Source organism: Sphingomonas gei, assembly GCF_004792685.1.
In the GTDB taxonomy this organism is placed as follows: Bacteria; Pseudomonadota; Alphaproteobacteria; order Sphingomonadales; family Sphingomonadaceae; genus Sphingomonas; species Sphingomonas gei.
In genome coordinates this window covers 327,280-341,410 of sequence record NZ_SRXT01000007.1, presented here as the reverse complement: position 1 = coordinate 341,410, position 14,131 = coordinate 327,280, and the positions used below count along the sequence as shown (strand labels likewise).

The 14,131-nt window shown below is 66.2% G+C and carries 18 protein-coding genes; 12 read left to right on the top strand and 6 right to left on the bottom strand.

What is annotated here, in order from left to right:
* Positions 1–3: 3 nt before the first annotated feature.
* From E5A73_RS18635 to E5A73_RS18600, 8 genes are all read left to right on the top strand, one after another.
* A complete protein-coding gene (locus E5A73_RS18635; RefSeq protein ID WP_240700261.1) occupies positions 4–330 on the top strand; it encodes a PGPGW domain-containing protein in 327 nt (108 codons plus the stop codon).
* Between the two features lie 87 nt (positions 331–417).
* A complete protein-coding gene (rpmH, locus tag E5A73_RS18630; protein WP_066813008.1) occupies positions 418–552 on the top strand; it encodes a 50S ribosomal protein L34 in 135 nt (44 codons plus the stop codon).
* A gap of 71 nt (positions 553–623) precedes the next feature.
* The gene (gene rnpA, locus E5A73_RS18625; protein WP_240700260.1) at positions 624–890 is read left to right on the top strand and encodes a ribonuclease P protein component; all 267 of its coding nucleotides are present in this window, start codon (positions 624–626) and stop codon (positions 888–890) included.
* Entirely contained in the window at positions 887–1,099 is a 213-nt protein-coding gene (gene yidD, locus E5A73_RS18620; protein ID WP_135965389.1) for a membrane protein insertion efficiency factor YidD, read from the top strand. Before rnpA ends, yidD begins: the two co-directional genes overlap by 4 nt.
* Before the next feature lie 22 nt (positions 1,100–1,121).
* Positions 1,122–2,843, top strand: a complete 1,722-nt coding sequence (yidC, locus tag E5A73_RS18615) for a membrane protein insertase YidC (protein ID WP_240700259.1) — start codon at positions 1,122–1,124, stop codon at positions 2,841–2,843.
* On the top strand, positions 2,840–3,481 hold the full coding sequence (yihA, locus tag E5A73_RS18610) for a ribosome biogenesis GTP-binding protein YihA/YsxC (RefSeq protein ID WP_240700258.1): 642 nt from the start codon (positions 2,840–2,842) through the stop codon (positions 3,479–3,481). The genes yidC and yihA overlap by 4 nt, the downstream gene beginning before the upstream one ends.
* Entirely contained in the window at positions 3,478–3,825 is a 348-nt protein-coding gene (locus E5A73_RS18605; RefSeq protein ID WP_135965335.1) for a gamma-glutamylcyclotransferase family protein, read from the top strand. Before yihA ends, E5A73_RS18605 begins: the two co-directional genes overlap by 4 nt.
* A gap of 48 nt (positions 3,826–3,873) precedes the next feature.
* Positions 3,874–4,542: a glutathione S-transferase family protein gene (locus E5A73_RS18600; RefSeq protein ID WP_135965334.1), complete on the top strand. Its 669-nt coding sequence runs from the start codon at positions 3,874–3,876 to the stop codon at positions 4,540–4,542.
* 5 nt (positions 4,543–4,547) lie between these two features.
* On the opposite strand, the gene E5A73_RS21935 is transcribed toward E5A73_RS18600, so the two are convergent.
* Both E5A73_RS21935 and E5A73_RS18595 read right to left on the bottom strand, forming a co-directional pair.
* On the bottom strand, positions 4,548–4,679 hold the full coding sequence (locus E5A73_RS21935; RefSeq protein ID WP_276605817.1) for a hypothetical protein: 132 nt from the start codon (positions 4,677–4,679) through the stop codon (positions 4,548–4,550).
* A gap of 81 nt (positions 4,680–4,760) precedes the next feature.
* A complete protein-coding gene (locus E5A73_RS18595) occupies positions 4,761–5,207 on the bottom strand; it encodes a cupin domain-containing protein (RefSeq protein ID WP_135965333.1) in 447 nt (148 codons plus the stop codon).
* On the opposite strand from E5A73_RS18595, the gene dapE reads away from it, so the two are divergent.
* Complete coding sequence (gene dapE / locus E5A73_RS18590) at positions 5,207–6,355, top strand: succinyl-diaminopimelate desuccinylase (RefSeq protein WP_135965332.1); 1,149 nt, start codon at positions 5,207–5,209, stop codon at positions 6,353–6,355. The genes E5A73_RS18595 and dapE overlap by 1 nt on opposite strands.
* Here dapE and E5A73_RS18585 read toward each other — a convergent pair.
* Genes E5A73_RS18585 through E5A73_RS18570 form a run of 4 tightly spaced genes read right to left on the bottom strand, consistent with a single transcriptional unit; the run spans position 6,352 to position 10,672 of the window.
* Positions 6,352–8,025 (bottom strand): putative bifunctional diguanylate cyclase/phosphodiesterase, encoded by a 1,674-nt coding sequence (locus E5A73_RS18585; protein WP_135965331.1) that lies wholly within the window; start codon positions 8,023–8,025, stop codon positions 6,352–6,354. The two genes, dapE and E5A73_RS18585, sit on opposite strands and share 4 nt — an antisense overlap.
* A gap of 52 nt (positions 8,026–8,077) precedes the next feature.
* Positions 8,078–8,716: a Smr/MutS family protein gene (locus tag E5A73_RS18580; RefSeq protein ID WP_168355989.1), complete on the bottom strand. Its 639-nt coding sequence runs from the start codon at positions 8,714–8,716 to the stop codon at positions 8,078–8,080.
* On the bottom strand, positions 8,713–10,017 hold the full coding sequence (mltA, locus tag E5A73_RS18575; protein ID WP_135965330.1) for a murein transglycosylase A: 1,305 nt from the start codon (positions 10,015–10,017) through the stop codon (positions 8,713–8,715). Before mltA ends, E5A73_RS18580 begins: the two co-directional genes overlap by 4 nt.
* 10 nt (positions 10,018–10,027) lie before the next feature.
* The gene (locus tag E5A73_RS18570; protein WP_135965329.1) at positions 10,028–10,672 is read right to left on the bottom strand and encodes a Tim44/TimA family putative adaptor protein; all 645 of its coding nucleotides are present in this window, start codon (positions 10,670–10,672) and stop codon (positions 10,028–10,030) included.
* A gap of 163 nt (positions 10,673–10,835) precedes the next feature.
* Between E5A73_RS18570 and secB the strand changes: the two genes are divergently transcribed.
* The 3 genes from secB (at position 10,836) to trpS (ending at position 14,079) form a co-directional block, all read left to right on the top strand.
* Entirely contained in the window at positions 10,836–11,345 is a 510-nt protein-coding gene (secB, locus tag E5A73_RS18565) for a protein-export chaperone SecB (RefSeq protein ID WP_135965328.1), read from the top strand.
* A gap of 158 nt (positions 11,346–11,503) precedes the next feature.
* Positions 11,504–13,087, top strand: a complete 1,584-nt coding sequence (gene murJ / locus E5A73_RS18560) for a murein biosynthesis integral membrane protein MurJ (protein WP_135965327.1) — start codon at positions 11,504–11,506, stop codon at positions 13,085–13,087.
* Between the two features lie 2 nt (positions 13,088–13,089).
* Positions 13,090–14,079, top strand: a complete 990-nt coding sequence (gene trpS, locus E5A73_RS18555) for a tryptophan--tRNA ligase (protein ID WP_135965326.1) — start codon at positions 13,090–13,092, stop codon at positions 14,077–14,079.
* Positions 14,080–14,131 lie beyond the last annotated feature (52 nt).

The following is a 14,131-nucleotide window of genomic DNA, read 5'->3' as shown; positions in this document are numbered from 1 at the left end:
GCCATGCCCCGTTCGCGCAAGAGCCCGCTGGTCCGCATCGCCCTTCTCATCACGGGTTTCGTGCTGATCATCGCCACGCCGCTGGTCGGAATCATCCCCGGCCCGGGCGGCATCTTCGTGTTCGCGGGTGGCCTCGTCCTGGTGCTGCAGAACTCGAACTGGGCGCGGCGCCACTTCGCGCGGCTCAAGCGCCGTTGGCCGCGGCTGGGCCATTACAGCGACATGGCGCTGCGCCGCCGCAGCTTCCGCCGGCGCCAGCAACGTGCCAAGGATGCGGCGATCGCCAAGGCCGAGGCCGAGATGCTCGGTTTTCCGGCAGACCCGCGTTGACTTGCGCGACTCATCTGGATATGGGCACTCGACACGCGGCCGCTCCTGTAGCGGCCCTTTTACGTTCTAGATTACCGAGGATGAGCGATGAAGCGGACCTTTCAGCCGAGCAACCTGGTGCGTGCGCGCCGGCACGGCTTCCGCAGCCGGATGGCGACCGTGGGCGGCCGCAACGTGATCCGCGCCCGCCGCAACCGCGGCCGCAAGAAGCTGTCGGCCTAACCGCCGTACCGCTCGCGCGGCTCACCGAGCGCAAGCACTATCTCGCCGCCAATGCGGGAAAGCGGGCGCCGATGCCCGGCTTCGTCCTGCTGGTGCGCGCGCGTGACGATGCCGATCCGACGATTCGGATCGGCATTACCGTATCCAAAAAGGTCGGAAACGCCGTCGTGCGCAATCGCATGAAGCGCCGCCTCCGTGCGCTTGTCCGCGAAGTGCTTCCCGATGCCGGCATTCCCGGCGCCGACCATGTCCTTATCGGCCGGAATGGTGGGATCGAGCGCGATTACGACGCGCTCAAGGCGGAGCTCGCCAAGGCATGCGCGAAGTTGGCGCGGTGATCGCCCGCCTGCTCATCCTGATCGCGCGCTTCTGGCAGCTCGTGCCGTCGCGAATCTTGCCCCCCAGCTGCCGCTATGCGCCGAGCTGTTCGGCCTATGCAATCGAAGCGCTTCGCCGCTATGGAGCGCTCAAGGGCAGCTGGCTTGCCTTGCGGCGCATCCTGCGCTGCCATCCATGGGGCGGGCACGGCTACGATCCCGTGCCATGACGGACCTTTCCGGGGAATATCGGTGAAAAAAGACGACCAAAAGAATTTCGTGATCTTCGCAGTGCTGGCCGCGCTGATCCTGTTCGGCTGGCCGCAGATCGCGCACTGGTTCTTCCCGCAGCAACAGCCCGCCCCGGTCAGGATCGAAGGCGGCAAGACCAAGCCGGTCGCCAATCCCGGCGCCGACCCCACTGCCGATTCGCCCAAGGCGCTGCGCGACCGCCAGCTCGTCATCGCAGAGACTCCGCGCGTGGCGATCGAGACTCCCAAACTGCGCGGCTCGATCAACCTCAAGGGTGCGCGCTTCGACGATCTGGTGCTCGTCCAATATGCCGAGACCGTCGCCAAGAATTCACCGCCGATCCGTTTGCTCTCGCCGAGCGGCGCCAAGGGCAATTATTTCGCCGAGTTCGGCTGGCAGGGTGCGGGCGTGCAAGCCCCAGGCCCCGACACGATCTGGCAGGCGAGCGGCACTAAGCTGACTCCGACCACCCCGGTCACGCTCAGCGCGCAGAGCGCCACCGGCCAAGTGTTCCGCATCGAGCTGTCGGTCGACGCGAACTATATGTTCAACGTCCGCCAGACCGTCGCCAATCTCGGCACCAGCCCGGTCTCGGTCACGCCTTATGCCCTGGTCTCGCGCGCCGAAAAATCGACCGACGTCGACCAATGGGCAGCGCATGTCGGGCCGATCGCGGTGGCGCAGGGCGGCGCCAATTATGTGAACTACAAGGATGTCGATGCGGGCCCGCAGGGCTTCTCTACGACCGGCGGCTGGGTCGGCTATACCGACCATTACTGGCTGACTGCAGTAGTTCCCGACCAGCGCATGCCGGTCCAGCTCCAGCAACGCCAGACTCCGACCAAGAGCTACCAGGCGGACTATCAGCTCGCCTCTCCTCTCAGCGTCGCACCGGGCAAGAAGATCACCTATTCGAGCCATTTCTTCGCCGGCGCGAAAGAAGTGAAATTGCTCGAGGATTATCAGGACAAGCTCGGCATCGCGAAGTTCGATCGCGCGATCGACTGGGGGTGGTTCGGCATCATCGAACAACCGATCTTCTATTATCTCGACTGGCTGTTCCGCATGGTCGGCAATTTCGGCGTAGCGATCATCCTGCTGACGATCACGATCCGCGGCCTGCTCTTCCCGATCGCCCAGCGCCAGTTCGCTTCGATGGCGAAGATGCGCGCGGTCCAGCCCAAGATGAAGGCGCTCCAGGAACGCCATAAGGACGACAAGACGCGCCAGCAGCAGGAGATCATGAAGCTGTACAAGGAGGAGAAGGTCAACCCGCTCGCGGGCTGCCTGCCGATCCTGCTGCAGATCCCGATCATGTTCGCGCTCTACAAGGTGCTGCTGCTCACCATCGAGATGCGGCACCAGCCGTTCGTCGCGTGGATCCGCGACTTGTCGGCCCCAGATCCGTTGCTCGTGCTCAATCTGTTCGGGCTGCTGAACTTCACCCCGCCGTCGTTCCTCGCGATCGGCGTGGTGCCAATCCTGCTCGGCATCTCGATGTTCTTCCAGTTCAAGCTCAACCCCGCGCCGATGGACGATATGCAGAAGCAGATCTTCTCGATCATGCCGTGGATGCTGATGTTCCTGATGGCGCCGTTCGCGGTGGGCCTGCAGGTCTATTGGATCACCTCGAACGTGTTGACGATGGCGCAGCAATGGCTGCTCTACCAGCAGCACCCGGCGCTCAAGGAGCCCGTCAAGAAGGAAGCAAAGGCCAAGTGAGCGACGCCTTCACCGAAGACCAGATTGAGGCCGCGCGGAAGATCTTCGCCGGCCCGATCGCGTTCCTCAAATCGGCGCCCAAGCTTGAGCACCTCCCCAATCCGGTGGTGCCCGAGGTGGCGTTCGCCGGGCGCTCCAATGTCGGCAAGTCGTCGCTGCTCAACGCGCTGGCCAATCGCAACGGCCTCGCGCGCACCTCGAACACCCCGGGGCGCACACAGGAGCTCAACTTCTTCGACATCGGCGAGCCGCTCAAATTCCGCCTTGTCGACATGCCCGGCTATGGCTTCGCCAAGGCGCCCAAGGACCTGCAGCGCCAGTGGCGCTATCTGGTCAACGACTTCCTACGCGGCCGCGACGTGCTCAAGCGCGCCCTGGTTTTGATCGATTCGCGTCACGGCATCAAGGATGTCGACAACGAGATCCTCGACATGCTCGACACCGCCGCCGTCAGCTATCGGATCGTCCTCACCAAGACCGACAAGATCAAGGCGACCGATCTTGCCGAGGTCCGCGCCCGCACCGAATTGGAAGTGCGCAAGCGCCCCGCTGCGCATCCCGACCTCATCGTCACGTCGAGCGAAAAGGGCATGGGCCTGCCCGAGCTGCGGGCCGCTGTGCTGGAGGCGGTCGGTTGAGCACATCCGCGCCCGACCAATTTCTCTTTTCCTACGGCACGCTCCAGCTCGACAGCGTCCAACTGTCGCAATTCGGCCGCCTCCTTGAAAGCGAGGATGACGTGCTCGCCGGCTATGCCCTGGTGGAGGTCCAGATCCGCGACCCCGAAGTGCTCGCGGCGAGTGGCATCGAGATTCACCTCGGGCTGGTCCTGGACTCCGCGGCCCCACCGATCCCCGGCAAGGTCTTTCGCCTTACACCCGCCGAACTCTCCGCCGCCGACATCTACGAGAGCGAGAATTACCGCCGCGAGAAAGTCGTGCTCGCATCGGGGACGCGCGCCTGGGTGTATGTAAAGGCCTGAGCCGCGCATCCATTGCCCCCGCCGGGCTGCGCCGCTATCTCCCGCGCCATGCTCAAGCTCATCATCGGCAACAAGGCCTATAGCTCCTGGTCGCTCCGCGGCTGGCTCGCCTGCAAGCAATCGGGACTGCCCTTCGAGGAAGTCGTCGTGCCGCTCTATGACGAGGACTGGGACAAGCGCCGCGAAGGCGCCGAATTCGCCCCGTCCTCAGGCAAGGTGCCGATCCTGTGGGATGGCGATGCGGTGGTGTGGGACAGCCTCGCCATCGTCGAATATCTCAACGACAAGACCGGCGGCACCCGCTTCTGGCCCGAGAGCCCGGCCGCGCGCGCAATGGCCCGATCGATGGCGGCAGAGATGCATTCGGGCTTCTCCTCGCTCCGCCGCAAGCACACGATGAACATCCGCCAGGTCTATCCGCCGAGCGCCCCCGACGCCGACGTCGCGCAGGAGCTGACTCGGATCATGGAATTATGGGCGCAGGCGCGGGCGCGGTTCGGTGGCGAGGGGGAGTTTCTCTTCGGCGCTTTCGGCGCGGTCGACATCATGTTCGCGCCGGTGGTGACTCGGATCGTTACGTACTCGCTTCCGGTCCCGCGTTTCGCGCAGAGCTACATGCTCGCGGTGCTCCAGCATCCGTTCATGCAGGACTGGATCGCCGGCGCGCAGGAAGAGGATTGGGTGATCGAGCAGTTCGAGATGCCGGCGAGCGGCTGAGCGGTTCAGACCGGAACGCGCGAATATTCGTCGGCCTTGACGCGGATCGTATCGACTTGCTCGCGCGCGACATTGCCCAGACCGATCAGATGCGCGCCCGAAAAGGCCACGACATCGGCGAGGCTGAAAACGGCCACGGACAAGAGAAGCATCCAACGCATAGGCTTGGGCATACGCCCCTATCGATGAAGCTGAGCTGAATCGCGTAGTAGGGAATATTACAGGGTTCCGCCGTCCTTGCGCCGGAACCCTTGGCCGGCGAACAGATGCATGTCGATGTCGGGATAATGGCAGTCGGTTTCTGACGGGCGCCCGACCGCGACGAAGACGCACTCCGCGCCGCTGCGGTTCTGGAGGACATGGCCGTTGCCATCGCCCCTGGGAAACGCCGCCACGTCGCCCGCCCGCATGATCGTCTCGCCCGAATCGTCGACGAGCACTGCCTCGCCGCTGAGCATCACGACGAATTCGTCCTCGCCTTCGTGCCAGTGGCGCTGCGACGACCAGGCTCCGGGCTCGAGCGTGACATGGCTGAATCCGAAATCGCTGATCCCGCTCGCCTGCGCCAGCCGCCGATACCAGCGCCCCTGCACTTCGTCCGAATAAGGCGAGGGATAGCCGGTCGCATTGGTTTGCGGGATTGTATCGAGATCGAGCTTGGGCAATGCCACCTCCGCTTATTGTGGAGAGCCTTTTGCCCGACGTCGTCGAACTCACCAAGGCGCTGATCGCCGCCGAGAGCGTAACCCCTGCCCGCGGCGCCGTGTTCGATGTGCTCGAAGCGGCCCTGGTCCCGCTCGGCTTCGCAGTCGAGCGCTTCGTCGAAGGTGCTGCGCCCGACGGCCCGGTCGAAAACCTGCTCGCGACGCGCGGGAGCATCGGCCCGCATTTCGCCTTTGCCGGCCATCTCGACGTCGTGCCCGCCGGTGAGGGCTGGGCCAGCGGCGCCTTTACCCCCGAAGTGCGCGGCGACTTGCTCTACGGCCGCGGCGCAGTCGACATGAAGGGCGCGATCGCCGCCTTCGTCGCCGCTGCGGCGCGCGTGCCCGTCGAGGGCAAAATCAGCCTGATCATCACCGGCGATGAGGAAGGCCCGGCAACGTTCGGCACTCCGAAGCTGATCCAGCGCATGGCCGAACGCGGCATCCGCCCCGATCTCTGCCTCGTCGGCGAGCCCACCTCCGCGCAACGCCTCGGCGACACGATCAAGATCGGCCGGCGCGGCTCGGCGGTGATCTGGATCGACGTGCCCGGCAAGCAGGGGCACGTCGCCTACCCGCACCTCGCCGACAATCCGATCCCCAGGCTGGTCGCCGCGCTCGCCGAGATCGACGGACTCGTCCTCGACCAGGGCAATGCCTGGTTCCAGGCCTCCAACGTCGAAGTCACCGATATCTTCACCGGCAATCCCGCGACCAACGTCATCCCCGGCAATGCCAGCGCCCGACTGTCGGTCCGCTTCAACGATATACAGAACAGCCCGGAACTGATCGCCCGGATCGAGGCGATCGTACATCGCCACGCGCCCGGCGCGAACGTGATGGGCAAGGTCTATGGCGAGGCGTTCCTGACCCAGCCCGGCGCGCTTTCCGCGCTCGTCGCGGCCGCGATCGAGGCGAAGCTCGGCGTCACACCCGAACTCTCGACAAGCGGTGGCACTTCGGACGCGCGCTACCTGGTGAAATTGTGTCCGGTGGTCGAATTCGGCCTGATCAACGCGACGATGCACAAGCTCGACGAGGCCGTAGCGCTGGCGGATCTCGCGGCGCTCGCCGACGTGTACGAGGAAGTGCTGCGGCGGGTGGCCGCCTAGCCCGCAATCCGCCGCGGCTCGACATCGCGCACCCAGGTGAGGAACTCCTCCTCGGCCATCGGCGTCGCCACCGCATAGCCCTGCAGCACGTCGCAGCCGATCACGCGGAGCACCGCCGCCTGCGCGTCGCTCTCGATCCCCTCGGCCACCGCTTGGCATCCCAGCCCGTGCACCAGTCCGATCACTGCCTGGGCGATCGTCCGCGCCTCGGGCTGATCGACGACATGCTCGATCAGGCTGCGATCGAGCTTGACGCGGTCGACCGGCAATTGCCGCAGCCGCGCCAGGTTCGAATAGCCGGTGCCGAAGTCATCGATCGCGACGCTCGCGCCATCGGCCCGGAGCGCGGCGATCGCCTCAAGCACTTCGTTCGAGCAATGCATCGCCAAGGTTTCTGTGATCTCAAGCTCGAGCAGGCTGGCAGGCGCGCGCGCCGCGTGCATCGCTGCGCGCAGCCGGCGGAAGAATTCGGCATGGTCGATCTGGCGCTGGCTGATGTTGACCGCAAGCCGCTGCTGAATACCCAATCTGCCCCAGCGCGAGATCGTCTCGGCGACGCTGGCGACCACCCAGTCACCGATCTCGACGATCAGCCCAGTCTCCTCGGCTCGCTGGATGAACGCACCGGGCAGCTTGAGCCCGTCCGGATGCCGCCAGCGCAGTAGCGCCTCGGCGCCGACGATGCGCCCGTCGACGGCGCTGACCTGCGGCTGGAAGACCAGAGCAAACTGGTCCTTGTCGACCGCCACGCGCAAGTCGCTTTCGAGCTGCGCGCGCTCGGCGATCTGCGCCGCGAGGAATTCGGTGAACTGCTCTGCACGCCCGCGCCCGAGCGCCTTGGCATGGTACATGGCGGCATCGGCTGCGCGCATCAGATCGTGCAACGTCGTCCCGTGTTCGGGCCGCATCGCCACGCCGATCGAGGCGCCGATCGATATTTCCTGATCGGCGAGGTCGAACGGCTCGGAAAGTGCGAACAGCACCCCGCGGCCGATCCGGTCCGCGTCGCGCAAGCTGCGGAGTTCGGGGAAGAACATCGTGAATTCGTCGCCCGCCAGCCGCCCGATCAGCGGCGGACGAACGCTGCCCTCGGCGGCGAAACGGTCCGCGACAGCGCGCAGGCGATTGGCGACCATGCCGAGCAGCACGTCGCCGGTGGCGTGGCCGAGCGTGTCGTTGACGGTCTTGAACCGGTCGAGATCGATGAAATAGAGCACGGCGCTGGCGCCGGGCGGCAGTTCGGCGAGCACCCGCTCGGCGGTGCGGCGGAAATTGGTGCGGTTGGCGAGCCCCGTCACCGGATCGAACATCGCCAGCCGCTGGACGCTTTCGAGATTTTCGTGAAGCTGGCGGAACAGCCCGTCCATTGCCTGTGCCAGCGGCGGAACGCAACGGCGGACTTCGTCGGGAATTTCGCTCTGGAGATCGCCATTGGCAGCGCTGGCGAGCCGCTCGATCGCCGAGTCGATCGCGCCGGCGGTCGAGGCGATGCTGCGTTCGGCGGAGGCCCAGCACATCACCCCGCAGACGATCGCGGCGATCAGCGCGCGGCCGGCGGATTCGACGGTGAGGGTGCCTTCCGACGCTGCGGCAATGGCGAGGATGAACGCCACGGCCCCGGCGCACATCGCAAACGCGATGGCTCGGCTCTTTAGCGAAAACCCTTCCACGTCGCCGCGCTTACCCCTCAATGTCCCCGGGGTTTAATGTTGCAGACAGAAGTTAAGAATTTCGTGGCGGTGCAGCACGCGGGCGGCGCAGGACGATATAGAGCGCGCCGCTGCCGCCGTGGCGCGGATGCGCGGTGCGCACCGCCGCGATACGGTCCGAATGACGCGAGGATGCGAGCCAGTCGCCTACCGCCGCGCGGATCGCGCCGCGCGCATGCGGCCGCTCGGATTCGGGCCGCGGCGGCTTGCCGGTGATCAGCAGCAGCACGCGATCGCCCTGGCGGATCGCCTGGTCGAGCCCGCGATCGAGCCGGTCATAGGCTGCGGACAGGCTGTGGCCGTGGAGATCGATCGAGGATTCGGGTGCTACGAGCCCGCGGGAAAGGCGGCGATCCCAGCTGCCGTCGAGAGTAGCATCAAGCCCCTCCCTCTTAGGGAGGGGTTGGGGGTGGGTGCGCGCGTCTGCGCGCCCAGGAGACGCAACAACCTTCACCGGCTTGGCTACCTTCGTAGCAGCGGGCATCGAGCCCGCAACTACGATCGACCCACCAGCCCCTCCCTTTGCAGGGAGGGGAGAACAAAGGGGCGCCGTCTTGGCCAGAGGCGCAGGCTTGGGCTTCGCCAACGGCGTCACCGTCGCGATCACGCGTTTCCACAGCGCCGCTTCCTCGGGCGCCAGAGTCCGCTTCACGGCGTCGGCGCCGCCGCGGTCAGCCGCGCGAGCACCCCCTTGGGCAGGAGCAGCCACGCCGTCCCGCGCGCCGACATGCCGCCGGCGATTGCCCGCGCATCGTCGCCCGCGCCCCAGAAGGTGTCGAAGCGATTGGCGCCCTTGATCGCGCCGCCGGTATCCTGTGCCACCCACAGGCCGGTCGCGTCGGTACGGTCCATCGACAGGAACGCCGGTGCGCCGAGCGGCACGAATTTGGGATCGACTGCGGCGCTGGCCCAGCCCGTCACCGGCAGTCCCATCGCGCCGAGCGGACCCGCGCCGGTCAGTTCCTTGAAGAATACGAAGCTCTTATTCTCGCGCATGATCGCGCGACCCTCCTCGGGATGGTCGCGCAGATAGCCCATGATCCCCTGCATCGACGCCTGGCCTGGCCCGAGCAGCCCGCGATCGCGCATCAATTTGCCGATCCCGGTATAGTCGCGGCCGTTCTGGCCAGCGTAGCCGATCCGCATCACCCCGCCATCGGGCAGCCGCAGCCGCCCCGAACCCTGGACCTGCAGGAAGAAAATCTCGACCGGATCGTTCGCATAAGCGATCACCGGCGCGCGGCCGTGCAGCCTGCCGTCCTCAATCGCGGTCCGGTCGAAATAGGGGACGAAGCTCCTGCCTTCGACTCGCCCGCGGATCTTCTTGCCCTTGAGGTCGTCGGAAAACAGGCCGAGATCGACGTCGATCAAGTCGCTCGGCACGCCGTAGATCGGCACGTCGCAGCCGGCCCGCCGCTCGCGGCAGCCATGGATTTCGGGTTCGTAATAGCCGGTGGCGAACGCCTTGCCGTCGCCGATCTGCACCGTTTCGAAGTAGCGAACGAAGAAATTCCGGGCGTCACGCACCGGCCAGGTCGAGGCGGCGCGGCACGATTCGGCCCAGTTGGCACCCTGGGTCAACCCGGTGCCATCGGTGCGCCGCTGGAGCGCGCCGCAGCTCAGCCGATACGCAGTCAGCGCGCGTTCGGCGCCCTCCTGCGTGATCGGCAGCGTGTCGAGCGCAGGTCCGGCAACCCGCCCGGAGGCCGCGGCGGTAGCCGCACTGGCCGGCGCCGCAAATGCAGGCATCGCCGCCAGCGGTGTCGCCGGCGTCGGCTGCCGCGCGGGCAAATGGATCGGAGTTTCGGGAAGGTCGCGCGGCCGAGCGACAGTCTCCCACGGCCGAGCCGGTGTCGATGCAGGTGCCCGCGCCGTTGCCGTTTCGGGCGGCACTATTCCCCCCGAACAGGCGCTCAACAGAGCCGCGGATGCGACTGCCCCCCACAGACGCATATTCGGCCCCTTACGCTTCGTCGGTCTCGACCAGCTTCCAATTGGGATCGTCGCTGCGCAGGTTGCGCGCGAAGGTCCAGATGTCGTGCGTCTCGACGGCGTCGGTCAGCGAGCCGGCGACGACATTGCCGTCCTGGTCGCGCGTCACGGCTGCGATATCGGCGTCGAAACGCATCGTGACTCGCGCCAGCTTGCCCTCGACCGATGCGTCGGTGATCACCGCACGCTCGATCACCACCAGCCGGTTGTCGAGCACATGGCCCGCGGCCTTGCGGTCGGCGATCGCCTCGGCAAAGCCGCCACGGACGTCGTCCTCGACCAGCCAGCCCAACGTCTCCTCGTCGCCCTTCCAGAAGGCCTCAAGGATCATCCGGTAGGCAGCCTTGGAGCCCTCGACGAACTGCGCGACATCGAAGCTCGAATCGGCGGAGATGACGGCGCGCAGCCCGGTCTCGGCCCCAGCCTCGATCGGCCGGCCGGCGCCTTCGCGCACCTCGGGTGTGACGTCGATCGTCCGCGGCATCTGTGCGGGTGCGATCCGCTCCTCGGCGGGCTTGGGCAAAGCCTGCTCATGTCCGGTGCGCTTGCCGAGCACCGAATACAGCCTGAGTGCCAGAAAACCGGCGACCATCGCGAACAGGATAACGTAAAACACTGAGCCTCCGAGCCTCTATACCGAGATACATAGGCCTTTGCGCCGCGGGTTACAAATCCGCGAAAACGCCGCCCGATTGATGTCTCTTCGCGTGCCTGCTAGGCGCGCTGGCTGAACAAACGCGTCAGGTACGCGAAACTTTCCGGCAAAAGAGGAATCTTCGATGGCAGAGAACGACACGATCGCCGAATTCGGCGAGCCCGCAGCCAATGGTGCCGATACCGCGCCTGTCGCGGGCGTGCTGTCGCAATATGTGAAGGACCTGTCGTTCGAGAATCCGAACGCGCCGCAGGTGTACCAGTCGCAGACCGCGCCGGCGATCGACGTCCAGTTCAACATCGGCTCGGGCCAGGTCGGCGAGGACGTGTACGAGGTCGTGCTCAAGATCGACGTCAAGGCGCAGGCAGAGGACCAGACTGCGTTCGTGGTCGACTTGTCCTACGCCGGGCTGTTCGCGATCCGCAACGTGCCGCAGGATCAGATGGAGCCCTTCCTCCTCGGCGAAGCGCCGCGCATCCTGTTCCCCTTCGCGCGCCGCGTCGTCGCCGATGCGGTCCGCGACGGCGGCTTCCCGCCGCTGATGCTCGAGCCGATCGACTTCACCGGCATCTACCTGCAGCAGCGCGCCCAGGCCGGCGATATCGCGCAGGGCGAGATCGCGGGCAACGCCTAAACCAGTCTCCGGGGGATAGGGCGCAGTGTGACAAATCATCGTCACCCCCGCGAAAGCGGGGGCCCATCTCCCGAATGCACGGCCAGCGCGACGGCCGTTATCCCTCCTGATTCCGTTCGGAGATGGATCCCCGCTTTCGCGGGGATGACGGCGGCGACATGAAACTCGCCCGCAGCCTCGGTTCGATCGGCGGCCTCACGCTGGCCAGCCGCGTCCTCGCATTGGTCCGCGATTCGCTTCAGGCGACCTTTGTCGGCGCCAGCTTCGCGTCGGATGCCTTTCTCGTCGCGTTCCGCCTGCCCAACATGTTCCGCGCCTTCTTCGCCGAGGGCGCGTTCGCCTCCGCCTTCATCCCGATGTTCAACCGCAAGGTCGGCGAAAGCGACGGCGAGCTCGCTCCCGCGCTTGCCTTTGCCGAGCAGGCGCTTGCGGTGCTGTTCGTCTTCCTCGCGGTGATGACCGCAGCGATGCTCGCCGCAGCCTGGCCGCTCACCTGGGGGCTCGCCGGCGGCTTCTCGAAGCAGCATCCGACGCCCGACCAGTTCGCCTTCGCAGTGGAGCTGTCGCGGATCACCATCCCCTATCTGATGCTGATCAGCCTCGCCTCGCTGCTCGGCGGCATCCTCAATTCGCTCGACAAATATTGGGTCAACGCTGCGGCGCCGATCTTGCTCAACATCGCGATGGTCTCGGCCTTGCTGTTCTTCCACGGCACCCCGGAGGAGACTGCGCGCGCCCAGGCGATCGCGGTTCCGATCGGCGGGCTGCTCCAGCTAGGCTGGCTGTGGATCGCCTGCCGCGCCGCCGGAATTTCGCTCAAGCCGCGCCGCCCGCGGCTCGATCCCGAGATCCGCCGGCTGATGAAGCTGATCCTCCCCGCCGCCGCCGGCGCAGGCGCGGTGCAGATTAACCTGATCGTCTCGACCGCGCTCGCCGGCGCGCTGCTGGCGGGAGGCTCGATCTCGTACATCTATTATGCCGATCGATTGAACCAGCTGCCGCTCGGCATGATCGGCATCGGGCTCGGCACGATCCTGCTCCCGACGATCTCCAAATTGCTCGGCGCCAAGCGCGAGGCCGAGGCGATGGACGTGCAGAATCGCGGCATCGAACTCGCGCTTTTCCTCACCCTGCCCGCTACCGTCGCCTTCGTCGTCGCGGCCGAGCCGATCGTGCGCGGGCTGTTCCAGCACGGCCAGTTCACGTCCGTCGACACGATGCGCTGCGCCTGGGCGCTTTCGGCCTTCTCGATCGGCCTGCCGTCTTACGTGCTGGTCAAGGTGCTCACGCCGGGCTTCTTCGCTCGCGAGGACACCCGCACCCCGATGCGCTTCGCGACGATCTCGGTCGGCGTGAACCTTGCGCTCAACCTCGCGCTGATCCCGCTCATCAAGCATGTCGGCCCACCGCTCGCCACGGCGATTGCGTCGACCGTCAATGTCTGGATGCTCTATCGCGCGCTCGGCAAGCGCGGCCATTTCGCCGCCGATGCGCAGCTCAAGCGCCGTATCCCGCGGCTCGCGCTCGCCGCGGTCGTGATGGGCGGCGTATTGTTCGCGGGGGAGCGGCTGCTCGATCCCTATCTCACCGGCAGCATCCTGACGCGCTTCGCGGCACTCAGCGTGCTGGTCGGCGCGGGCGGCGCGATCTATGTCGTCGCCTGCTTCGTCACCCGGGCCTATCGCCTGAGTGACCTGAAGGCACTGATCCGCCGCAAAGCCCAGGCGGCACCCAAGGAGTGAACATGCGCGTCGTTTCCGGCATCCAGACCACCGGCAATCTCCACCTCGGCAACTATCTCGGGGCGATCCGGCAATGGGTAGCGATGCAGGATGAGGGCGAATGCCTGTTCTTCCTCGCCGACCTCCACGCGCTGACCAGCAACGTCACCCCGCAGGAACTCGCCAATTCGACGATCGAGATGGCCGCCACCTTGCTGGCCGCCGGGATCGACGACCGCGCGATCCTGTTCAATCAGTCGCGCGTCCCCGCGCATTCGGAGCTGTGCTGGATCCTCCAGGGCACCGCGCGGATGGGCTGGCTCAATCGCATGACGCAGTGGAAGGACAAGGCCGGCAAGAACCGCGAAGGCGCCAGCGTCGGCCTGTTCACTTATCCGGTGCTCCAGGCCGCCGACATCCTCGTCTATCAGGCGACGCACGTTCCGGTGGGCGAGGATCAGAAGCAGCATCTCGAACTCGCTCGCGACGTCGCGACCAAGTTCAACACCGATTTCGGAGTCGAGCTGTTCCCGCTTCCCGAGCCGCTGATCTCGAAAGCCGCGCCGCGGATCATGAGCCTGCGCGACGGCAGCGCCAAGATGTCCAAGTCCGACCCCTCGGACATGAGCCGGATCAACCTGATCGACGACGACGACACGATCGCGTCGAAGATCCGCAAGTCGAAGTCCGACGCCGATCTGCTGCCCGACAGCTTCGACGCGCTCGCCGAACGCCCCGAGGCGAAGAACCTCGTGACGATCTACGCCGCGCTCGCCGAACGCGAGCCGCAATCGGTGGTCGAGGAATTCGCCGGGCAAGGCTTTGGCGCATTCAAGCCGGCGCTGGCCGACCTCGCCGTTTCCGTGCTCGCCCCGGTCCGCGATCGATTGCAGCGGCTGCTCGGCGATCGCGCCGCGGTGGGCGCCCAGCTGGCCAGGGGTGCCGAACGCGCGCAGGCGCTCGCGGCACCGACGCTCAAGGCGGCGCAGCAAGCGGTGGGGTTGCAGGTATAACCGTCATCCCGGCGAAGGCCGGGATTTCAAGCGAGGCGCAATACGGCTGAGA